At 43.7% G+C, this 23,514-nt stretch carries 16 protein-coding genes; 15 read left to right on the top strand and 1 reads right to left on the bottom strand.

Going from position 1 to position 23,514, the window contains the following annotated elements; translation table 11 throughout:
- Positions 1–234 precede the first annotated feature (234 nt).
- A complete protein-coding gene (locus JHD45_RS20075) occupies positions 235–648 on the bottom strand; it encodes an HPF/RaiA family ribosome-associated protein (RefSeq protein ID WP_199478257.1) in 414 nt (137 codons plus the stop codon).
- A gap of 125 nt (positions 649–773) precedes the next feature.
- Between JHD45_RS20075 and nhaR the strand changes: the two genes are divergently transcribed.
- From nhaR to JHD45_RS20000, 15 genes are all read left to right on the top strand, one after another.
- Positions 774–1,664: a transcriptional activator NhaR gene (gene nhaR, locus JHD45_RS20070; RefSeq protein ID WP_199478256.1), complete on the top strand. Its 891-nt coding sequence runs from the start codon at positions 774–776 to the stop codon at positions 1,662–1,664.
- Positions 1,665–1,806: 142 nt separating this feature from the next.
- A complete protein-coding gene (locus JHD45_RS20065) occupies positions 1,807–2,394 on the top strand; it encodes a DUF4255 domain-containing protein (protein ID WP_199478255.1) in 588 nt (195 codons plus the stop codon).
- Complete coding sequence (locus JHD45_RS20060; protein WP_199478254.1) at positions 2,391–3,197, top strand: hypothetical protein; 807 nt, start codon at positions 2,391–2,393, stop codon at positions 3,195–3,197. The genes JHD45_RS20065 and JHD45_RS20060 overlap by 4 nt, the downstream gene beginning before the upstream one ends.
- 346 nt (positions 3,198–3,543) lie before the next feature.
- Complete coding sequence (locus JHD45_RS20055) at positions 3,544–5,097, top strand: phage tail sheath family protein (protein WP_199478253.1); 1,554 nt, start codon at positions 3,544–3,546, stop codon at positions 5,095–5,097.
- A 60-nt stretch (positions 5,098–5,157) separates the two neighbouring features.
- Positions 5,158–5,628: a phage tail protein gene (locus JHD45_RS20050; protein WP_199478252.1), complete on the top strand. Its 471-nt coding sequence runs from the start codon at positions 5,158–5,160 to the stop codon at positions 5,626–5,628.
- Between the two features lie 87 nt (positions 5,629–5,715).
- The gene (locus JHD45_RS20045) at positions 5,716–6,159 is read left to right on the top strand and encodes a phage tail protein (protein ID WP_199478251.1); all 444 of its coding nucleotides are present in this window, start codon (positions 5,716–5,718) and stop codon (positions 6,157–6,159) included.
- 205 nt (positions 6,160–6,364) lie between these two features.
- Complete coding sequence (locus tag JHD45_RS20040) at positions 6,365–7,006, top strand: CIS tube protein (protein WP_199478250.1); 642 nt, start codon at positions 6,365–6,367, stop codon at positions 7,004–7,006.
- 11 nt (positions 7,007–7,017) lie between these two features.
- The gene (gene vgrG, locus JHD45_RS20035) at positions 7,018–8,811 is read left to right on the top strand and encodes a type VI secretion system tip protein VgrG (protein ID WP_199478249.1); all 1,794 of its coding nucleotides are present in this window, start codon (positions 7,018–7,020) and stop codon (positions 8,809–8,811) included.
- Between the two features lie 13 nt (positions 8,812–8,824).
- Complete coding sequence (locus tag JHD45_RS20030; RefSeq protein WP_199478248.1) at positions 8,825–9,124, top strand: PAAR domain-containing protein; 300 nt, start codon at positions 8,825–8,827, stop codon at positions 9,122–9,124.
- 55 nt (positions 9,125–9,179) lie between these two features.
- The gene (locus JHD45_RS20025; protein ID WP_199478247.1) at positions 9,180–9,626 is read left to right on the top strand and encodes a GPW/gp25 family protein; all 447 of its coding nucleotides are present in this window, start codon (positions 9,180–9,182) and stop codon (positions 9,624–9,626) included.
- A 3-nt stretch (positions 9,627–9,629) separates the two neighbouring features.
- Complete coding sequence (locus JHD45_RS20020) at positions 9,630–13,685, top strand: hypothetical protein (protein ID WP_199478246.1); 4,056 nt, start codon at positions 9,630–9,632, stop codon at positions 13,683–13,685.
- A 2-nt stretch (positions 13,686–13,687) separates the two neighbouring features.
- Positions 13,688–14,515, top strand: coding sequence for a hypothetical protein (locus tag JHD45_RS20015; RefSeq protein WP_199478245.1), 828 nt, complete (start codon positions 13,688–13,690; stop codon positions 14,513–14,515).
- Entirely contained in the window at positions 14,512–16,893 is a 2,382-nt protein-coding gene (locus JHD45_RS20010; protein ID WP_199478244.1) for a hypothetical protein, read from the top strand. The genes JHD45_RS20015 and JHD45_RS20010 overlap by 4 nt, the downstream gene beginning before the upstream one ends.
- Positions 16,890–21,344, top strand: coding sequence for a contractile injection system tape measure protein (locus JHD45_RS20005; protein WP_199478243.1), 4,455 nt, complete (start codon positions 16,890–16,892; stop codon positions 21,342–21,344). The genes JHD45_RS20010 and JHD45_RS20005 overlap by 4 nt, the downstream gene beginning before the upstream one ends.
- Positions 21,345–21,356: 12 nt before the next feature.
- Positions 21,357–23,363 (top strand): hypothetical protein, encoded by a 2,007-nt coding sequence (locus JHD45_RS20000; RefSeq protein WP_199478242.1) that lies wholly within the window; start codon positions 21,357–21,359, stop codon positions 23,361–23,363.
- Positions 23,364–23,514 lie beyond the last annotated feature (151 nt).

Raw genomic sequence — 23,514 nt, 5'->3', positions numbered from 1 at the left:
TGGCGCCTTTCCTTACGCCATGATGGGGCTGCTAGGACTAGTATTGATTATGGTCTTCCCAGACATTGCGATGTTCTTACCCAACCTATCTCCAAATTAATCCCCAAGAGCGACCTATAGAAGAAATATAGGTCGCTCTTACTTAATTAATAAAAAAAAGCGAACCAAATGTTCTGATTCGCTTAAAGTAGGGGTCTCTAATTTATTGCCATTATCAACTAGGCTAGTTCTAACCTATGCATGACGATAATAGCCGTACTCATTTTCATATTCTTCGTATACATCACGGGGCATTTTCTTTGGCGCTCTCATCTTGTGAAAGGCCGCTTTCATGCGCGTTGCTTTGGCCTGCAAACGCTCAATACGTCTTGATACCGTTCGGCTTGTACGGCTAGCAGCATTGTCGATAGCATAATACATATCGGCTTGCCGCTCGTTTATCACCACTTCTTTTTGGCCATTGATTTTAACCAAGACTTGGCAGTGTTTGTCTTCACCACCTTTAGGACCGTTAACATCCGTCAACATAACGGTCACTCGTTGAATATTGTCATAACGGGAATTCAATGCAAAATTCAGACGACGTTTTACATAAGCTTTCAAGCTTTTAGTAAGAGATAAACGACGTGCTTGCACTTTGATTTTCATCTTCTTCTCCTTTACCCAAGAATGGATAAGTTATGTTTGAAACTTTAAGTTAGCTGCAAAATCTCCTAAGATATAATCGATTTATTCAGAAAAATAATCAGTTTTTCTCGAACTATTGGTGAAATATGATCAATTTCAAGCATTTGCATTATTTTTGGGTGGTGGCTAAGCAAGGTGGTATTGCCAAAGCCAGTGAGAAATTACATATCACACCACAAACCATCAGTGGACAAATCCAGTTACTGGAAGATCAGTTTGACAAAGCCCTTTTCGTCAAGGTAGGACGTAATCTTAAGCTGACGGATACTGGCCGTATGGTACTCAGTTACGCCGACGAAATTTTCTCTCTGGGCAGCGAACTAGAACAATCCGTGCGCACGGCGTCGACCGATAGAACCCAATTGCTGCGAGTCGGTATTGCCGATTCCATCCCAAAGTCCATAGCCTATCGCCTCCTCGCTCCAGCCATGACACTAGAAGACCCGGTTCGATTGGTTTGCAAAGAAAACAGTTTAGAAGATTTACTTGGCGCACTGGCGCTACATAAACTGGACTTGATCATCGCCGATGGGCAAATTCCCACACAACTGGGAGTGAGAGGCTTTAACCACTTTTTAGGGGAATGTGGCACCTCTTTTATGGCCTCTCCCACGCTAGTGGATACGTTTCAAACCACCTTCCCTGAATGCCTCGCAGGCGCGCCTTTTCTCATACCAAGTGACCAATCCTTGATCCAGATACAACTTTTACAATGGTTAGAAAAGCATAACATTCACCCAAAAATCACTGGCGAATTTGATGATCGCGCACTAATGAAAACTTTTGGGCAAGCCGGGGTGGGCGTGTTTATCGTGCCATCGGCCATTGCAGAGGAAGTCGCCGAGCAATTCAAAGTCGAGATCATTGGCAACACTGAAGAAATTCGCGAACAATTCTATGCCATCTCGACAGATCAACGTCTCTCCAACCCTGCGTTTATCGCGATTAATGACGCCGCAAAGGATTGGTTAGAATAATATTGGCTGGTCATTATGACCATTCATGGTGTAATTTGATAAATCTTCGATAGATATTCTGTTATGTATCGATCATTATCACCATTATCTTCTTGTCAATCGGATTGACAAGATAACAGCAATCGGATGAAAAGAGAGCACGATGCTTGACGACTGTTTAAACTATCTCTGCCACAAAATGAATGAATCAATCAGAACATCCTTTGATCTAACAGAGGATATTGTTGTGGTCTCACCCCCGACGGATACGGACACCCATGGTACGACCAGTATCGAAAATAAAATATTAGTCTTTATCAGCAATTTAGAGAAGGATACTTTTTCTAAACCAGGCCCTCAGATGACAGCCTTTCAAGCTGGTCAACGCTCAGCAATAAGCAACAAGCCGTTGTACCTATCTATCTCTGTCGTCATTGCGGCTCATTTTTCAGGTATGAATTACACAGATGGCCTAAAAATACTGTCTCATCTATTCGCTTTCTGCCATCGAAATCCGGTTTTTAATCGTCAAAATGCACCTGATCTACCAGAAACGCTAGAGCAGTTGGTATTAGAAATGGAAACAATCCCTAGTGGTGAGCTAAGCCACATGTGGAGCATGTTAGGTTCGCGCTATCTCCCGTCTTGCGTGTATAAAGTTCGTGCTGTCATACCTAACAGTGAAACCATCCTAACGCAAGTGGGCCAATTAAGTCTGACTGATACAAACCTATTCAAAAAGGACGCATGATGGCTTCTTATCAACCGTATCTATCAATAACCATCACACATAGCTTTTTTACATCAAATTTAGCGCAGCAAGTCCATTTAGTACCGACATCAGCGACTCAAAAGTGGCTTGAAAAAAACCAGATGTTCATCAAAAATACCGCTGGTGGAATAGGTATTTTTTTTGATCAAGATGCGCTAAAAGCAGCGCCATCTATTCAAGACTCACAGCATTTACAATTCAAACTTTTTAGTGGTGATGCTTATTTCCGAAATTATACCAATATTCCTTTACCACACTCTCTTTGCACTGCAGAGTTTGATATTTTGGTTAATCATTCTGAAAACTTAGAAGCCTCCCCAAAGCAATGGCTATCACCTGAACAACTACTTGATTATCCAAAAAATATCATCTCGCCTTATGACATCAGCCAAAACTTAGTCGGACTCATAAACCTTGAAATTTCTTCAGACCAATACTATGAAGCAAACAAACATATCACCCTATCTTATGAACACTGCGAGACCTATTGGAAATACTATTTCCTCTCAATAAAATATTCAGACCAACTTCTGATTGATGACCCTAAAAAAACCTATTTATTTGAATTTCAAGAGCTTGAGCAAATGAACGGTCGTAATAATGTCATAACATTCCGCTCCAGCACCCCAATTCCAATGCAGCAACGCCGCAACATTCCCTTTCAATTAAGGGATCAATATCAGCCCATTCTTCGAGCACTCCCAATTGCGCACCCAAAAAATATCGAAATAATTACCCAAGAAAACACTTACCACCGCCTATGTCATATTTATGTCGCATAGATCAAATAACGACTTAAAACAATGTAACCTCCTTTTTAAAAGTGTAAAAAAAAAGGAATTATTAAGCAAAAGCAGTCCCAACACAGTATTTTCTTGATTTAGCAGCTCTTTAGATCTTCTATTAAACAATCTTAAGCATAATATGATGCTTAAGAGTAATCGTTGAAGCGGTCAAATCTAGTTTTATTACTTTACTTAAAGACTAAAGTTACCTGATTGGTTTATGCATTGAATTCATAGTTGGCATTAGAGTACATTCTTGTTAACAAATTGAATTAGCCCTTCTTCTGCTTTGCTTAGGGAAAAGTAATGATACATCTCATACTATAAGGATAAGGATTTTATTATGGGTGTCATGAAAACACCGGGTGTGTACATAGTCGAAAACAATGCTTTTCCAAACTCAGTTGTCGAAGTGGCGACCGCAGTACCTGCCTTCATAGGCTATACGGAACAAGCAAGTAATGGTGGAAAATCCCTTCGCAATCAACCATGGCGCATTACCTCTATGTCGGAGTTTCGCCAATATTTTGGTGGCCCTTCTCTACATACTTTTGCAATAAGTGAGGTAGGTGACGACAAAGAAGCCAGAGAAGTATTCCAGCAAGGCGATGTGGCCTATCAAATCAAGCAAGACAATCCCCGACATTTTTTATATTACAATATGTTGTTCTTTTTCCAGAACGGCGGAGGCCCCTGCTATATTGTATCCGTCGGCAATTACAAAGATGACATAACGAGTAAAGCGCTAAAAGACGGTATTACACCATTAATTAAAGAGCAAGAACCAACCATGGTAGTTATTCCAGAAGCCGTGCAACTGGCAGAAGATGACTGCATAAACGTCCAACAAGCCGTACTTGGTCATTGCGGTGGAAAAATGAAAAACCGCGTTGCTATTTTGGATGTTTGGGAGGGTTTTAAAGACCGTCAACACCCAGATGGAGATTGCATAGCAAACTTTCGCTCTAAATTAGGCACGAATTATCTCGATTATTCAGCCGCCTATTATCCTTGGCTCAACACTTCCATTGTACAAGATGATGAACTCAGCTTTAACAACATTAGCAATCTGGACAAACTTACAGAGCTACTCACCAATGAAGTGAATCTTAGTTTTACAGATTTAGAGGGGTTAACGGAGGAAGAACTCAATACTGGAGGAAACAAACTCAGAGCAACCAGAAAACAGCAAATGCTAGATGAGATTGCAAAACTCGCTAGTGGTCTTTCTGGTTCAGAGCAAATACAACTCAACAAAATCTTGTCTACCATTAGCCCACTTTATCAAACCATTTTGGCCGACGTAAAGTTCCAGCAAAATATTCTACCGCCCGCAGCAGCCATGGCGGGTGTCTATACCATGGTTGATAATGCCCGTGGCGTCTGGAAAGCCCCAGCGAACGTCAGTCTGAATGCGGTCGTTGCGCCAACTGTCAACATTAGCGATGATGAGCAAGAGGATTTAAACGTTACCACACAAGGTAAATCTATCAATGCGATTCGTCCATTTATCGGTGAAGGCACTCTCGTATGGGGAGCACGAACATTAGATGGCAACAGTTTAGACTGGCGCTATGTTAACGTGCGTCGAACTATGATTATGCTGGAAGAGTCAATCCGACTGGCCTCAAAAGCTTACGTGTTTGAACCGAACGTTGCCAATACATGGGTTTCCATGGAAAGTATGATTAGCAGTTTTCTATATGGAATTTGGAAGCGTGGCGGATTAGCAGGGGCCGCGCCAGCGGACGCCTACAGTGTTAGTGTCGGATTAGGAAAGACCATGACACCAGATGATATCTTAGAAGGAATTTTACGTATTACTGTACTGGTTGCGATTAGTCGTCCGGCTGAGTTTATTGAAATCACTTTCCAGCAACAAATGCAGAAATCGTAAACCACTAACACAAACTCCTAGATAACTAGGAGAATAAATACATATAAATAGGAGAATCCCATGGCAGATGATGGATCAGCACAGTCAGAAACCGTATGGCCAATGCCAAAATTCCATTTTGAAGTGAAATGGGAAGGTGGCGCTGGAGCAAAAATGGTTGCTGCGTTTCAGGAAATATCTGGGCTCGATACAGAAGCTCAACCCATTGAATACCGTGCCGGTAATAGCAAGGTTTTCTCAACCATAAAAATGCCAGGTATCGTTAAAACCAGTAACGTCACCTTGAAAAAAGGCATATTTAAAAGTGACAATAAATTCTATGATTGGTATTCACAAATCAAAATGAACACCATTGCTCGAACACCTGTCACGATCAATTTATTAGATGAAGCTGGTAGTCCGGTTATGACTTGGAAACTGACGAATGCATGGCCAACGAAAGTCACAGGCACGGATCTAAAATCAGATGGAAATGAAGTCGCCGTTGAGACCATTGAATTGGCTCATGAAGGCTTAGCGATCTCAGTCTAATTGACTTATCACAACCAGCCATCATCACACTTATGGTGATGGCTGGATCTCAAATGCATCCTTTAAAATAATAGAGAAAAGGTACAAATGTCTGACCAATGGCCCCTCCCTGCATTTCATTTTAGTGTTGTGATTAGCGGCAGTATGAGTGATGCTGCATTTCAAGAGGTTACTGGAATTCAAACACAGATAGAAACACAAGAATACCAAGAAGGGGGAAGTAATTTAGTCTATCACCTCCCCCAGTCTGTCAAACATAGTAATCTCACTCTTAAACGGGGTATTGCTGAATCACAATCGGCCCTAATGAAATGGTGTCAGAGTACCCTTGAGTCACAATTAAACACGACAATCAAAACAAAAACGGTCACCGTACGGCTTTTAGATGCCGATGGTTCACCATGCCGTATTTGGGAGTTCCATAATGTTTATCCAGTTAAATGGAACGTCAATGAATTTCATGCAACTAAAAACGAAGTAGCGATTGAAGAAATTGAACTTTGCTATAGCCGTACTAAAAGAACATTATAACTATGCCTATTGAAGTCAAACAAATGACCATGCGGTCAAACATTACAACAAATAAGACGAACGACTCCGGATCAGAAAAGTCGCAAGAAAATACAGATGAATGTTCACAACAATCTCAGTTGCAACTTCACGATGGAGAACAGTTTCAGACAATGAAAAGACTCTTTAATAAGCTAAAACAAGATCGTAGGGAGCGCTGAGTGACATGGATAAGTTAAAAATCCTATCACAAGAAGGCGCCTATATTGCCATGCTCAACCCTAATTCACTGAAACATGGGTATGGGATAGACTACACAAATAGCGAGTGTAATAATCGTCAAGCACAAGGTAACTTGGCTCCAAAAGTTGAATTAAAAGGCTATAAGAGTGAAAAGCTAAGCTTTGAAATAATAATAGATGCCACAGGGGCTGTTGACCAACTGATTACCATTCCCGTACCGGTACAATTTAAACTATTAAAAAGTGTTATATATGATTATTACGGGGATAAGCACGAACCCTACCCAGTAATTATCACATGGGGTACGCTTATTTTTAAAGGTCGGTTAACGTCCATGGATATCACCTATCAATTATTTGATTCCTATGGTATTCCTCTGAGAGCGACCGTTAGCTTAAGTTTTGACGAATATTTAACAGACAAAGAAAAAGAGAAACTCGCAAAAAATTCCTCGCCAGATCTCACTCATATTGTTGAATTTAAAGCGGGAGATACACTCCCTCAGCTTTGTCATAAAATTTATAACGACAGTTCGTACTATATGGACGTTGCTCGCGCTAATCAACTCGTTAGTGTAAGACAAATAGCGCCGGGAACCAGACTTTATTTTCCACCTCTCATCTAATAAGGAATTTTATGGCGGAATCTCCAATAACAAATATTTCTGGTGCGACCTCTTTTACCATTAAAGCAAATGGCAGTACCATCAACAGTGAGATTGGAATAATTGCCATCCATGTGTTTTATCAGGTCAATCAAATAGCCTCAGCAGAATTAGTATTAAGCGATGGTAATATGGCCATGCAAACGTTTGATACCAGTGAAGGCGAAACGTTTAAACCTGGAAGCAAAATTAGCATCAGCGTCGGCTATTCAAGTCAAGAAGAAGTCATCTTTGAAGGCCTCGTTATATCCCATGCCATCCGTATTGACAACAACAATCAATCTACCCTAAATATCACCTGCAAAGATCAAGCGATTGCCATGACGGTAGCTCGCAACAGCCAAAGTTTTTTAAAACAATCAGATAGCGACATAATCAGCACTCTGATTAGTAACTGCTCTGGTCTTACTGCTGAAAAAGTAGAGAGCATTTCTGAGAAACATGATGAATTGGTTCAGTTTAATTGTACAGACTGGGACTTTTTGCTAACGCGAGCAGAAGCCAATGGTCTGGTGGTCAGTAATCAATCCAATAGCCTCTCTGTAACGGCTCCCGCCATTGATAAAGCACCTGAACTGGTCGTTACCTATGGGACGGACTTGATTGATTTTTCCGCCGAAACGGATGCCCGTCATCAACTCAGTCAAGTAACAGGCATTGGCTGGGATCCAAGCCAGCAAAAAATACTCAAAGGGCAAGCCGCCGCAACATCGATTTCAGGTCAAGGTAATTTTAGTGACAGTGATCTCGCAAAAGTATTGGATGTCAAAGACTACCGCTTACAAACCTCCGGTAGTCTCACACAGGAAATGCTGGAAGGCTGGGCAAAAGGTCAACGGGTAAAATCCATGCTAGCCAAAGTCCGAGGCTCACTCACCTTTCAAGGTAATGCCAAAGCAAAAATCAATACCCTCATACAACTGGCGGGGGTGGGCGACCGGTTCAATGGATCCCACTATATCGGCGGAGTGCACCACCAGATAGAAAACGGTCAATGGCTCACCACAGTCGATTTAGGACTATCCCCTATGTGGTCCACTGAACACCGTGACCTTGGTGCACCATCAGGCGCAGGTTGGCTACCTCCTGTGGATGGATTGCAAATTGGACTTGTCACCAAACTGGACGAAGACCCGGAATCCCAGTTCCGCATTCAAATAGAAATGCCAGCTCTGGGAGATGAAAACAATCTGGTTTGGGCAAGACTTGCCAGTTACTACGCCACCCAAAAAAGCGGTAATTTTTTCATCCCTGAAATAGGTGATGAAGTCATCATTGGTTACGTCAACAATGACCCTAGCCAACCCATTGTGTTAGGAAGCCTATACAGCAGTCAACATACGTCACCTTATGATTTAACCGCAGAGAACAACACCAAAGCAATTGTGACCAAAAACCAACTGAAAGTGGAATTTAATGACGAAGATAAAGTGATTACCATCGTCACCCCTGGCAACAACAGTATTACTATCAGTGATAAAGGCAAATCCATCACCCTTTCAGACCAAAATAAAAACACCATTACCATGGATGATAGTGGTATCACCCTCGATAGTCCGAAAGACATCACACTCTCAGCGAAAGGAAAAATAGAGCTAAAATCAACAAACAATACTAGCATCACTGCACAAGCTGATGTCAAAGTACAAGGGCTCAATGTCAATCTAGAGGCACAAACAGGACTCACTGCTAAAGGATCAGCAACGGCAGAATTGTCCGCCTCAGGCATAACGACCATCAAAGGTGGTTTAGTTAAAATTAATTAAAGGAGAAGATTATATGACATTTGCAGCAAGACTAACTGACATGCATGTTTGCCCAATGGTCACACCAGGGTTACCTCCCATTCCTCACGTGGGTGGGCCAGTGATTGGACCAGGTGTCCCTACGGTTCTGATTGGCAATCTTCCTGCTGCGGTTGTTGGCGACATGTGCACCTGCGTAGGGCCTCCATCCACCATAGTGAAAGGGTCTGCTACGGTTCTCATTGGTGGAAAGCCAGCGGCTAGGATGGGAGACAGTACCGATCATGGTGGCAGCATTGTACTTGGTGACCCCACCGTAATGATTGGCGGATAATGCTTCAAGCATCAATACTCTATTAACATGACCACTCTTTGAAAAAGGAATTTAAATGAGTAAACAAAACGCTTTTCTAGGTTCAGGGTGGGCTTTCCCGCCCACATTTGCACCATCAAATCAACGTGTCACATTAAGTCAGGATGAAGTAGATATTCAACAAAGCTTGTCTATCCTCCTCTCTACTTCCCCTGGAGAACGGATAATGAGCCCTGACTATGGCTGTAAACTCAATCAATTTGTGTTTGCAGAACTGACTCAAACAACGCTCACTGAAATCAAATATGAAATTCAGCAAGCTATTTTATTTTTTGAATCGCGCATTAATTTACAAGAGATTCATATTCAGCCCAACGTAGATCAAGGCCAATTAATGATTAGGCTTGAATATCTCATTGTGACAACCAATACACGCAGCAATATGGTCTACCCATTTTATTTACAGGAAGGAACCTTAATCAATCCCAGCCTACTTCCAGCTCGTGATGAACAGGATGCATAGCCCATGACAACGCGGCAGCAACGAAAAAACAAGGCTCTTTCCCCGCATTTTTTTCAGCTTCACGAACAAAGCTTTGAACAGCTTTTAGTTTGGGTCAAACGATTTGCCAGACAGATTCCTTATCGTGATCAAAACGATCAAGCGGCAGGGCATTGGGGAGGCATGTTCGAGCAAAGTGAACTGGTTGTCAGTGCAACAGTAATAAGCATTAATCTGAATCAGTACAAACAGCAATTTAAACAGGCTAAACAATTAGGTGAGGACTCAACACGACAATATTTGCTTCACTTATACCACCAACTCAACCAATGGTATGTACACCTACCAAGCTCTCCTGACATTGCTTATCAACTAAAATTCACCTTATTAAATCTTTTTCAAACGCACCTTGCTGTCCCCCTTAAACAACTCCTAGAAGATGTGACACCTGAAGACCGTCCGGATATGAGTCAATTCGATGCGCTGTGGGGGCTAGATAAACTCGCGTTAACTCAGCATCTGTTGCCAAATTCGCTGGATCACTTACAATTCTGTTTTTCAAAAATCAACCTTGTTATCACCCGATTACAAGATATATGCCAGAGCATACTTACCTCTTCTCTAAAACAAGGTGAGCAAGCACCGCAGCTAGCACTTTACATCAGTTTCTTAAAACTGTTTGAACGTGCACAACAAAAAATCAATACCTTTACCCAACGGCATTTACTCTTTTACTATCAAGATGTTCTACAACAAGATTATAAAAAAGTACCCGACGATCTGGTTTATCTAAAGCTGTCACAATCACCGACGAGTTCGACCCCAGCCGAGATCATCAAAGGGAAGATTTTTAGTCCTGGCAACAATGCACAGTTTCAACGGGTCGACTACCAAGCAACTTACCCGATGGTAGTGACCGATGCGGAAGTAACACATGTATTTAGTTTAACCTTGCACAGAGACTCTCAGGCCTCACCCGAAAGAGAAACAGGCTTCGTTTGTGGCATTAATGCCCGAAAAATCATGGTGGAACCGACTGCAAAAGGACCAGACTTTCCCAAATCCCAAAACTTCCCCATGTTTGGCACGCCCATTGAAGAAAATGAAACCCAAGTAAACTCGCATACACAGAGCATAGGGCTGGTTATTTCAGACCCTATTTTATCCATGGCGGAAGGACAGCGTAATGTCACCATACGGTTTGCACTGCAAGAAGTTCGCCAAGGGATTATTGAGCAACAGCTTTATCTATTCAGCGAGTTCAAAGGCCAGCAGGATAAAGACATCGATATCCGAAAAGTATTAACTCAGTTCTTTGAACAATTACTCATTATACACAACCATCTTCTTGATCATGTCGATACCAAGATTTCAGCCAGTCAATTGGTGGAACAGCTACAGCCTAATCAGTTACAACAACTGATAGCACACTCTCCATCACAACAACTTAATGATATCTATCGCCTATTTTTCCTCACCTTACTAAAACAGACAGAACAGCTACAACAAACAGAACCACTGCAACAAGCTGCGCGACAAAAAGAAAGCAAACAGCAAGACATCTTTTTTGGCATTTTTGGTCAATTAATTTGTCGGCACATTCTAAGCGCTAATGACTGGCTGACAGAAAACGATATAGACAGTATTTGTCAAAATGCCAAAATACTCGCAGACAAACAAATTATCGACTCCGTCGCTCTAGAAACCATCCAGAATTTATTATCTCACTCTAAAACAACCGCCTTTTATCAACTATTTAATGGCGTATTTAATGTAGAGATTACGACCACGGACGGCTGGAAAAGCGTCCATAATAGCCAAATACACCCTGTTAATGAAACAACGGATGACAACACAACATCCCAACGAATGGGCTTCATATTATCACTAAAAATGGACCCTGGGTTTTCAGCGACGGTACCAGCTACGCCAGAACAACACGGTCAACAATGGTCTTTACCTCACCCGGCATTAAAGCTCACCCTCAAAAAGCAAACCAATTGTTATCCTTATTCCATTTTTCAAGGATTTGAGTGGTCCAATATGTCCATCCATTGTCAAGTCACAGGAATGACACGCTTGCAGCTTTATAACAATGATGGACAAGCTGACCCAAGCCAACCTTTTTTGCCTTTTGGTGCCCAACCAAGTGACGAATCTTATTTAGTGATTGCCAATGAAGAGCTTGCTCGCAAGCATGTAAAATCACTGACGTTTCAAATGGAGTGGGCAGGTCTACCCAGAGGCAGTGATGGGTTTAGGCAGCATTATGATGGGTATTCCTATCTTTTTAAAAATCACAGCTTCCAAGTCAGCACCGACGTCTTAAATAATGGTCAATGGACAACGCTCGGTCCATTAAGCCAGCCTTTGTTTCAGCCAGCAGATGGGCTGTTAGAAAAGAACAGCCATCTTCATATCAATGCGATGCAGCAAGCGTTCACCCCAATAACGCAGAACTGGCCAAATACCCCCTTTAGCCCTCAATCGGGCATTCGTAATGGATTATTCAAGATCAAACTGAATGGCCCACAAAATGCATTTGGTCATCGTGATTACGGACCACTATTCAGTCAAATTTTGACAGCCAATGTAAAAACGAAAAAGCCTAAGCCCTTACCCAATTTACCTTATACACCACTATTAAATCGTTTTTCGATTGATTATCAAGCCCAGGTACAAATCGACTTTGCGACTCTGGACCCAGCCCAACAAGGGCAAATAATACATTTACACCCATTTGGTCAGGCTCAAATCTACCCACCTTTAGAAGCTATGCGCCTTCAATGCCCTAGACTACTGCCAGATTACCGACATGATAGTCATCTATTTATCGGCCTATCCGCCTCCCAGCTGTCTGGTTATCTCAATCTATTTTTTCTACTTGATGGCAGCTCTAAACTTCTAACACCGTATCCATCAACCAGCTATCACTGGCATTACCTAGTCAATAATCAGTGGGTAACACTTCCTCCACAAAACATCATTCACGACACCACTCAAGGATTCCTAACCACGGGGTTAGTCACACTGGATATACCTGAAGAGATTAATGCAACCCACCAAGTAATGCCAGACGGTGTATACTGGCTTAAAGTGAGCACCAATCATGGTGTGAACCGCTACCCTAATTGTCTGCATGTCGCTACCCATGTACTGCAAGTTAGCGGACGCAGTGAGCCAACTCTTGCTGCTTCATTTAGTGAATGGAAAGCATACCCAAAGCAGCCTAATCTCACGAAAATAGCGCAATTGACGCCAATGAAACAAGCGCGAGAACAAGAAACTCAGGAACAGTGGATCACTCGGATTAGCGAAACCTTACGTCACAAAGGACAAGCTATTACACCCTGGGACTATGAGCGCTTAGTGTTGGAAAAATTCACAGACATTGGCGCTGCCTATTGCTTTTCGAGTCGTCAATTTGATCATCAAGAACCCGCTCCTGGAAGAGTATTACTGATCGTGACGCCCAGAAAAACAGACTGTCAGCACTCGCCTTGTCAGCCTAAAATGGTGGACGCTACAGCACTGCTGAGCATTCGCAACATGCTGCAATCCGTTGGCCGTCAAGGATTACAGATCGAAGTGCGTAACCCCGGCTATGAGAAAATCCAAGTCCGCTGTCGTGTATCATTTCATGCAGGTGTTCACCATGGCCTCGCTTTACGCCAATTAAATTACGCCCTTCATTGCGCCCTGTGCCCATGGCAAGAAAACAGCATGAATCAGGGGCTTGGATGGCAATTGTCTTTAAGCAAACTGGCCTCGTTTATTAACCAGCAACCCAATGTGGCCAACGTGAGTGGTATCTCGGTACTAAAAATCAGCCAACAACAAACCCGATATGCACTACAGGACAGCGCCAGTACACAGCAGCCAATTAAAGCCCAATACCCTTGGTATCTTTTGATACCAACGGAGCATCATTACATCCAAATCGAAAACGACAACATAACCATGCTCCCTGAACCAACAGGCATTGGAGAGCTCGTCATTGGCGAAGAATTTATCATCAACCCAGATAATGCAGCCATCACCAATACAAACGCCCCTGCATTAGACGATGGAACAACTTAATCATGGCAAAACGTAATCGAAGTACACTAAAAAATTATTTCCGCCAAGGCACCATGCCATCTGCCGAGCATTTTGCGGATTTGATTGACTCCTGCGTCAACCAAGTGGAAGAAGGCTTCGTAAAACCGCCTGTAACGGGCCTACAACTAACGGCGTTGGACCAACAGCATCTTTTAAGCTTTTATCAACAAAGTGATCCTAACCTGCCACTTTGGCAAATGCGCTTTGCAAAACAACAAACAGATCTTCAATTCAGAGCTTGCCCTCCTATTACACAAGAGGGTCAAGAGACAACGCACACTCCGAACCTAACACTTACTATTGATGGAAAAGCAGGTATTCAGACAGACAACCCCAAGCATACCTTGGATGTTCATGGCGTCATCGGCTCAGAGGGGCGCAGTGGTAGTCAATTACTTGAAGCGCCCATTCCTGCAGATGGCCAGTGGCATGACCTGACACCGGAGTTAGAAGGATGCAATATGTTTGAAGTGGTTGCGGGAATAGGCATTCGACACAGTGGTCGATACGCTTTATTGCATGCCATTGCTACGAACACTTGTGCGCCTAACACTTGGTGGTGGCAATGGCGTAAAAAAAATCCGATCAAAACTCAACACGCTTTTTTTCATTCAGCAGCCGATAAGCTGAAACTACGTTGGAAACAAACCACCCGCCACGGATCAAATCGCCCCTACGTGCTGCAAATTCGAACGAATACAAACTATGGAGAACACCTGTTTATCCGTTATCACATAACACAGCTTTGGCATGACCCATTTATGGCACTGTGTGAAAGCCGCCAAGCGGATGAACAGGCGTCATCATGACACTAACAATTTCCAAACAAGATCATCAAGCAAATCCAGATAGTTTTGAACAACTGTTTCAGTTGGGGTTAACCTATATTCAGCAGCTTAGTGGCAAGGTCTGGACAGACTATAATACCCATGATCCGGGTGTCACGATTTTAGAACAACTGTGTTATGCACTCACTGACCTCATTTATCGCAGTGACTTTGACGTCAGTGACTACCTCACCGAGTCAAACGGCCAAATTGATTACCCTAGATACGGTCTGGCTCCACCGGAGGACATTCTTCACCCCCCGCCACAACACCCTGATGATTATCAGTCATGGTTACTATCGGTCATCTCTGACTTGGACCAAGTATGGGTAGCATTAAACCAACAAGTACCACATTGTGGACTGTATCAAATTGATGGCTTACTTCCGGTGGTATCTCAACAGGGGCAAAGTGACGACTCACGGCATATTCAGCAAACCATCCACGCCATCACCCAAGCCTATCATGGTGTTCGTGGGCTGGGAGAAGACCTAGATCAGGTCAGGATAATTGGCGAGACAAGCCTATCGCTCCACGCCATTATTGATATCAGTGATGATGTAGACGATACCAATAAACTGGCGGCAAGTATTTATGACCAAAGTAATCAATGGATTCGACAAAAAAATATCAAACCGTCATTAGCGGAACTAAAAGAGCATCTGTTAGCCAATAACGCCATACAACACATTCACGACTTATACTTTCAAAGCACAGACGCCTCGGATCTCAATGAACGAATCAAAACATTGCCCGAATACGCAAAGCTTATGCTCCCAGAACAGGAGTCAGACATTAAGTTAGCTTTGCTCCAGAAAAATCATGCGGTGACACTGGATGTCAGCGAAATTGGTCTTAATTTTCATCTATACCAACAACAAAGACGCATTCAACTGACCGCTAGCACTTCCACAGAGCCTTCTCTACCTACTGGAAGGTTCTACGATTTTGCTCAATATGAGTCAGTGCAAACGTTATTCCCCCGCAATTATCACCTAGCACCTGGGCGATCAAGCCACTATAACCCGCAACAACAAGCGGAACGTCATCAACTACGTAGCTATTTACTATTGTTTGATCAACTGATGGCGAATTTTTGTCGGGATTTGGATGGAATCCGTGAGCTTTTCTCTCTCTCATTGGATTCCCCATACAGTTATCAAATACAAGCTCTCAGTCATAAACAGTTTTACGATATTGACCAACATTACCCAGCGCAAGCAGCTCAACAACTAAGAGCGTTACAAGACCAATTTGACGATTTCCCAGAGCGTAAGGGACGCCTCTTTGATTACATACTGGCGCTTTACGGCGAACAATACCCAAACGATTTTCATCGTCAGTTTAACCCGTACCTGTCATTTAAGGCGCTAAATTGGCAGCTGCTGAAAAGCAAGCAAGCCTTTATTAATGAGATTATCCCCGTTACTAATGAGCGTGGCCTTGGCCCGAATTTGTTCCAAGTGAATCACCAAAGCGGGTATGAAAAAAGAATTTCCTTGCTACTCGGTGTACAAAAAACAGATAAAAACCACTATAGCCGCACCCTCACCCGACATTTACTCAATGTGGTCAGTGATGCGCATTTTGCCCACAGCCCAACTGGTCAAAAAACCCTATTTAAAATTCGCAAACCAATACGCTTGTTGCTCGAATCCGTTAGTGAACGTCCGGAAAACATGGCCCTAAGTGATCAACAGATTCATCAAATACGCTCCACTATCATCGCGTTTAGAGGCCAGACCATTCCCGAGTCTTTATTCTTATTAGGTATCGATCATCATTGTTTTAAAGTGCTACACCACACTCGCAAAGAGGAATATCAGCTGTTTTTCAATTTTTCGGGTAAACAATCCGCAGACGACGACACCCTATGGCTCTATATTGGACATCATACCAATAAAGACAAACTGCTCAACTTTTGCCATCAGCTACAACAGTGGCTTACTCAGCTAAACCATGAGAGCGAAAGCCTTCATCTAGTGGAACATATCACCCTTCGCCCTCAAGGAACATCGGTCGACCTTACTCCGTATGCGCATCAAATCAGCGTCGTTTTACCCGGGTTTACTGCACGCCATCATAATGAACACTTTCGTCAACAGGCCGAAGCACTCATTCGCAACAACAGTCCTGCTCATTTGCTTGTGCATATTCATTGGCTTTCTTTTCATGACTTCTGTGAATTTGAGTCCTTATATTTTGCGTGGCGCGAGCAAAAAACCAAAGTGCTTAACCTAAGTCATTCTATGTCAGGTTATGAGCGTCAAGATGAGCAACAAGACTGTGATCAATTAGCGGACAAACTTCATACGTTTTTACAGCAGCCCAGCACCCAGGATGAAGAGTTGATACTATGACAAGAGGCCATAACATCCAAAACGCTGAATTAAAGCTCAACTTTGACTCACCTCTTGAAGCCGAAAGTTTTGAGCAAAATGCCCATCACTGGGTGATAAATGAACTACTGCCACATATCGAACAGATCTTTAATCGTTATTGTCCCGCCAATGAAGTCATCACCATCGAGCATCTTTCTCTTGATCTTGGCAACCTAGACACCAACAGTCTATTTAGCGATCTACTGAGCGCTATTGACGCACAACTGTGCGAACAATTAGCTCAATACGCCCGTTCTGAGTCTAAAAATACTCAAGCACTGTCACAGAACCCCTCATCCAAAAGCCTTTCAGAGGACGTTAGCTCTAACGTAACTCGCTATAGCAACGAGGACTATTCTTGGCATCAAGCACTGCACTTTCTGCAAACGGGGCGGCTTCACTGGACATTTGATAACCAGCAACCCATCGAGCAAACAGGCATTATAGAAGCGTTATTGAATCATCCCCATCAGTTGAATAACGCACTCACTCAATCCACGAACCATGAACGTTTGTTAACACGTTTGATTGGCCAACTGTCTGCTGAACAACTGACTAAGCTACTGGATAACCTGTCCCCCATATTTTGTCAAAATGCCGTCATACAATTGTTAAAGAGCCCCAAACGGTATCACCCAAGATTAAAAAGCTGGCTTGCTCACTATTGGCAATCGCGTATTCAAGAGGCCTTGAGCCATCACCAACTCACAGAGTTAGTTGCGTTATGGCCAGTATTAATACAGGACTACCGCCAACCACTGCTTGCCGCCTTACATACTCAGGCGCAGAATGGAAAATTGCCCTCGACACTAATGAATTCACTTAATGAAGCGCAACGTTTCGCTTTACTTAAGTGCATCGAACCCACTGAATACCCATTTCTTTATGCTTTATTAAACACACCACAACTTTGGCAGGCACCGGCCTCTTCCACGACAGACTCTTCAACTGCTGTAGTAAAGGTGGCAAACGATTCTCTCTCTGCTGAACCGTTACCCGTCGTACCAGAAACAACCATCAACCAGCAGCTTTGGTTATTTACCCTGCATTACCTGCTAATTGAACGGGGCAGCCGATTTAATAAACAGCAATATATGATGGCGCTTATTACACAAATGGCAGCGGCACACAATCAAACACAAGCGCAATTGATTAACACACTGCAAACCTCATTGGCGTTTTTTAGTCTTGATAGCACACTGAAACAACAAATGACGTCGCTATTAGCCGCTATAACCCCAACATTCACCAGCACAATGTCCGCACGAAACACACCGTTTAATATGGATCTTACCAAAGCAGAAGATAGCCACCGTCTTATACACACCCTACTCTATGGTGAGATAAACAAAGAAATCGTGCCTTACATAGATCAGCTAATGCGTCAGCCTAAATCCTTTAAAGCCATTCTGACTTTTCTTGCCTCTACGCCTGAGCTGAAAGATAAACTTTGGCAACGGTTACCACAGGCAACCATAGTGAATATTGTCAAGCAATTGGGACAACCGCCTATTAATGACTTAAACGACACCCAACAGATCAAACAAGCTTGGCAGCGGCTCTTGACCCCAACTCTTAGCCAAGCAGCCGCCAAAACAGACAACAAAACCGCGCCAGCACTGAACAACGCATTTAATGATTTACTGATTACCTTGCAACAAGGCAATGAAGCCAGCCTTAAGCGTGATTGGCCCAAGGACAATGCGGCCTTCAGGTCACTATTATTATGGATTGGGCAATTAGCTGCGGTACGCCAACATTGGGCGGAACACTATTCTGACCCGACACTGCTTGATCTGACCCACGTCATTGAACCCAAGGCCCTCGATGCCGTTCGCGCGGTGATGCAAGAAAAAACACTCTTTTCGGCAGACCTTGAATCCTCCCAGCCAACGAAAAACATAAATGATGCCACACTTCGCATCAGCCTCTGGCAATTCACCTTTAGTTTCTTATTAGCGGAATCCGCCAGTGAGTTTAATCGTCATCGCTATTTACTCTCCCTAACGCGTCAGATGGCGGCAAGACGAAATTTAGGACAAGAGCAATTAATTCAGGCCATGCTCTTGGCGTTAAGCCCCTACCCACAACACGCACTGCTCAACACATTAAGCGCACTGTTAGAGGATTTTCACAAAGAGTCAGCAACGGTTTCCCCCCACTCATTGCTGTATGACCCAGTTCTTTTTCATTCAGAGCAAAATGGGCAATTCACCGCCATACTGACAGACAACCATAGCGAGATCGCTTTCGCACTGATGGCCATCTTACAACAGCCAAACTCGACCCTGTGGCAACAACAAGCCCCACAATGGCTGCGATCGCACCGCCTGCTAGCACAATCACTCATCGTCGAACTGGGTAAAACGGACATCATTCGTCAACGCTGGGCAACGGGCTTTAACGACGCCATTCTCCTCACCTTAGTGGAATTGATTGATGCATCCGCCGCCGCAACGATAGAGAAGATGATAACCAGCCATCAACTCATTAGTAGAGTGTTAAGTACACCACCAACGCCGTCTGGCACACAACCCATACAAGCCACATCCATTCCACCAACGCCCCTACGAAACAGTCTGTGGGAATTGAGTCTGACTTATTTACTGGTCGAACGTGGCAGCCAGTTTAACCGCCGCAGTTATCTTGCCTCAGTCACCAGCAAACTCGCCGCTCGGTATAACCTAGATCATCACCAATTGATTCATGCACTATTAGAAATCAGCGATGGTCAGCACCATTGGCGCAATGATTTACAGCAATTATTCCCTCAGGGCCACCAAACTACGCAGTTAACAGAACCGGAGTTACTCAACCAACTACAGCAAGACAACGAGACCTTGGTATTAACCAAAGAACAACACCAACAATTACGGACATTCCTAAGTGCACCCTCATTGCCGTCTCGTTGGGCTATTCAGCAATGGTCAAGGGAAGCCCAGCAAGGGTTAATAAAAACCCTAGTGCCCCATTTATGGCCCTCACTGGAACCTTTGCTCGCTGGACTCAGCCACCTATTCAACAAGCTAAGGATAAACGCCCACTGGTTTTATCGCATGCTACTGAGCCAACCACCACCAAGAACCATGGGCGACTGGCTGAATCGCTTATATGAGGAAATCAAAAGACAGCAGCCAAGCAAAACATCTGCACAAGTGTTTAGCGAACTACGCGACATTATCAAAGTCGCCCCCACGCAAATAACACAGACACAAGAACAAGCTTGGTTGACCGCATTAACGGACCCAGCTGAACAAATTGACCTAGTAGTAGAATGGCTCAAAGGCAACGGTGGTCGACCAGAATCAACAACACTCTCGTATTTAATCCAACAACATTCTTCTCGCTTATGGTCACAACTGACCCACCAACTGCAATCACCTCAATTACTGTTACATTGGATAAATGATCTTGACGATGCCAGCCATTTCCAGTTTATTGCGACTCGTTACTCGCACATCATGGGTGACTTAATGGCAATTCACCAAGCCTTTAAAGACTGGCTAAAAGATGAGAGAGAGCACAAACAACTGTTTTGGCAGGTACTCTACCACCGCTTACTGCTGCAAGGCAGACAAGGAATAAGCAGCGTATTATTACGGCAAATACTCAATGACCTAACGCAAAAGCCCGCGATCAGAGCCAAACTGAATCTGGACTCAAACCTCTCACTGGTCAGTCAACTGTCACAAGTGCTAGCAAAAACAAACGCGCTGGCAGCAAAAGACGCTCTAGTGCGTGCCACCCCATTGCCAGAGCACGATACGCCATCGATAAAACCGAGTGTGCCAAAGCCACTTAATATTGAACGAAAAGACATTCGTCGATTGTATGAAGCCATTGAGCAGACATCGCCACAAAGCTCGAAAACGCACACCAGCGACTCAATCCCTTGGCAAGACCCCAATGCTGAGGCAACAGAAACATCAGACCCGATTGCCGTTCATAATGCCGGCTTAGTACTGGCGTCAACCTATATTCCTATGCTGTTCCAACGGCTCAAGCTCACAGATGGTCAGCAATTTGTTAGCCTTGATGCACGTCATCAAGCCTTGTTTTGTTTACAATACATGGCAGATGGCAGTCAAGAAGCGCCCGAGTATCAACTGATGCTCAATAAAGTCTTATGTGGCATAGCCATTCAGGACCCTATACCCAATACCACCCCATTACCGGACGGCGCCACCGCCCTGATAGAAGGCCTGCTCAATGCCCTTATTAGCCACTGGAAAGCCTTGGGCTCAACCTCCATTCAAGGCCTACAATCCACCTTCATACAGCGCAGTGGACAACTCATTGCGCAAGACAAACAATGGCAGTTAGAAGTTTTCCCTGGCACCTTCGACATGCTGCTGGACCAATTGCCCTGGAGCTTTCAAACCATTAAATACCCATGGATGGACAAACCTTTGTTTGTCACTTGGCGTTAAAGGACCTTCACCATGATCAAACCATTTATCGGCTTCCCCATAAAAACGATCAGAGAACGCTCAGCCTACCGTCAGGCCCTTCTACTACTAGGGCTCTTATGGTGGACATGTACAGGACAAGTGTTTGCCACCGAGGAAAGCGAAACATCAACGTCTCAAGACAGTTTGATTTACTATCAACTGAGTGCAAGCGATTTTGACAAGATGCAACAGGATCGCTTACTACGGGACAAATTACAGGCGCTTAGTCTCAAGCAGTTTGAACAACGTAGCCAGCTTATAAACTCACTTAGTGAGGTGTTGTCAGAACCGCCTCTTTCTCCCGATCCCTCAATAGATTTGGGACAACTGATTCAATCTCAATCTATCCCTATCAAATCAGACAAAACACCCACCAGCGAAACACAGAGCGCTACCCAAACAGACGCTTCACAGATAGTCTGGGTGATTAATACAAAGGCCCTAGAGACAGTATTAAGTAAACAACACATCTCCAATTTCTCGCAGGAAACATTACAACTGTTCAAGCCATTACAAGGTGAGGTGTTCTACAGTCTCTATATGCTCTATTCGGCGATCAAACTCGCAGGGATTCCAACCACTTTCTCTGATGTAAAAAGCATTGTCAGCATTGCCAAAAAATCCGGTATACCACCTGAGCAAAATAATCCTGTCATTTGGAACGCTCCCGCCAACTGTGGTTGTGAGGACAGTCTATTGTCCATTTTCAGTGTCGGCACCTTCTATGGTTTATACCCCTATTGGGATCACCCGAAAACCGGTCAAACCATCAATTTCAGCCAACTTGATCGTATAGGTTTTGTGGGTGCCGTCATCACCCCCAACCAAAAAGATGGCAGCAAGCTCATCTTACCTCCTAACTGGCAGCCCCAACCCGAAAACAGCCAATTTGTCCAAATGGCCCATCGTTACCGTAGCAATGTAGACCTCGTCGTAACGGCTGCCCAAAAGCCGACCGAAAAACGACTTACCGAGCAATATAATGAGCAATTAATCCAGCAAATTGTCGCCTCCATTACCCAGCCTCTCGATCAATACTTTATTAATAGAATGGAGCCTATTGTATCCTTTGGTCTCACCCCCATCCCCACAATAGGAGACGGCATCACATTGGACATAAACCTATCCGCACTTAAAACACAGCAAAGCCAACAGCAGTTTTTAGCGTTTGTGCGTAACTTAAAAAAAGCCTTGCTCCTCAAAGCCAATAGTAAACGGGCTAATGCCAAAGTGATTACGGCACGACCCAATGATCGATATTATCTTAATATCATTATTCCCGTTGAAGACGTTATCGCCCCCACCAACAACGGCTTTTATCAATTTGATAATCTCAAAACATTAGCTCAACTCACCAACTTAATCATTATGCGCCCATCCACGCCTAACAGCAGCCAAAAAGCTGCAGATGAATTAACACAAATTCAGGAGCTGAGATACTGGCTCAGCCTTCAAAAGGATCAGCTAGGCGCCGAGCAAGTCTTTAAACGTATTACTCCCATGTTAGTGACAGAAGACAACCGCAATCAGCAAAACAACCTCACGCAACTCGTCCGTTTATCCCGTTGGTCTTTCTTAGGCGCCGCCTATTGGCCGCTGCCACTTAACAGCATAAGCCAAAGCTTAATTGATAGAACGTTCTTTCCCACTCTTTCTTCGTACCCACCACCATTAGATATGGCGATATCAACCATCAATAAAGTGTTTAATTGGGTCTGTCCAAACCGCTGGGAGCTAAGGCTAATATTATTTGTTACCTTCGCCGTCATCGTCAGCCTACTCATCATCAGCATTTGGTACTATCCACTGCGATCCTATCTCAGCAAACTGCCATTTGTCGCACTCAGCGCCGCCGCTATTATTGGATTAATGCTGGTGTTTATTGCCGACCCATATTTTAAAGACTACCAAGGCCCAATACTGCTGCTCTTTATGCTAGTGATTGGCTTGATACTATTCGCCGTTCGATGGGCGAATAAAGAAGGGGATAAACCGTGATGGCGGTTGGATGACCGTCATTTTTGGTTAACTATATTTGGGGATTACTGTAATGCTGTAAAGCTGCTGTAGGTCTGATTTGGCTTAAACATTTAAAAGCCATCCTCGCCATTATCTGAATTCTTATTGCACGTGATAGGATGGACGTACG

The organism is Marinomonas spartinae, assembly GCF_016461715.1.
Lineage (GTDB): Bacteria > Pseudomonadota > Gammaproteobacteria > Pseudomonadales > Marinomonadaceae > Marinomonas > Marinomonas spartinae_A.
The sequence above is the reverse complement of the archived record's forward strand: the minus strand, read 5'-3'. Positions and strand labels throughout refer to the sequence as shown.

Coding starts and splice junctions, on each gene's coding strand:
- JHD45_RS20060 (WP_199478254.1), top strand. CDS start 2,391: ATGATGGCTTCTTATCAACCGTATCTATCAATAACCATCACACATAGC.
- JHD45_RS20010 (WP_199478244.1), top strand. CDS start 14,512: ATGACACTAACAATTTCCAAACAAGATCATCAAGCAAATCCAGATAGT.
- JHD45_RS20020 (WP_199478246.1), top strand. CDS start 9,630: ATGACAACGCGGCAGCAACGAAAAAACAAGGCTCTTTCCCCGCATTTT.
- JHD45_RS20075 (WP_199478257.1), bottom strand. CDS start 648: ATGAAAATCAAAGTGCAAGCACGTCGTTTATCTCTTACTAAAAGCTTG.
- JHD45_RS20030 (WP_199478248.1), top strand. CDS start 8,825: ATGACATTTGCAGCAAGACTAACTGACATGCATGTTTGCCCAATGGTC.
- JHD45_RS20025 (WP_199478247.1), top strand. CDS start 9,180: ATGAGTAAACAAAACGCTTTTCTAGGTTCAGGGTGGGCTTTCCCGCCC.
- JHD45_RS20055 (WP_199478253.1), top strand. CDS start 3,544: ATGGGTGTCATGAAAACACCGGGTGTGTACATAGTCGAAAACAATGCT.
- nhaR (WP_199478256.1), top strand. CDS start 774: ATGATCAATTTCAAGCATTTGCATTATTTTTGGGTGGTGGCTAAGCAA.
- JHD45_RS20045 (WP_199478251.1), top strand. CDS start 5,716: ATGTCTGACCAATGGCCCCTCCCTGCATTTCATTTTAGTGTTGTGATT.
- JHD45_RS20050 (WP_199478252.1), top strand. CDS start 5,158: ATGGCAGATGATGGATCAGCACAGTCAGAAACCGTATGGCCAATGCCA.
- JHD45_RS20005 (WP_199478243.1), top strand. CDS start 16,890: ATGACAAGAGGCCATAACATCCAAAACGCTGAATTAAAGCTCAACTTT.
- JHD45_RS20000 (WP_199478242.1), top strand. CDS start 21,357: ATGATCAAACCATTTATCGGCTTCCCCATAAAAACGATCAGAGAACGC.
- JHD45_RS20065 (WP_199478255.1), top strand. CDS start 1,807: ATGCTTGACGACTGTTTAAACTATCTCTGCCACAAAATGAATGAATCA.
- JHD45_RS20040 (WP_199478250.1), top strand. CDS start 6,365: ATGGATAAGTTAAAAATCCTATCACAAGAAGGCGCCTATATTGCCATG.
- JHD45_RS20015 (WP_199478245.1), top strand. CDS start 13,688: ATGGCAAAACGTAATCGAAGTACACTAAAAAATTATTTCCGCCAAGGC.
- vgrG (WP_199478249.1), top strand. CDS start 7,018: ATGGCGGAATCTCCAATAACAAATATTTCTGGTGCGACCTCTTTTACC.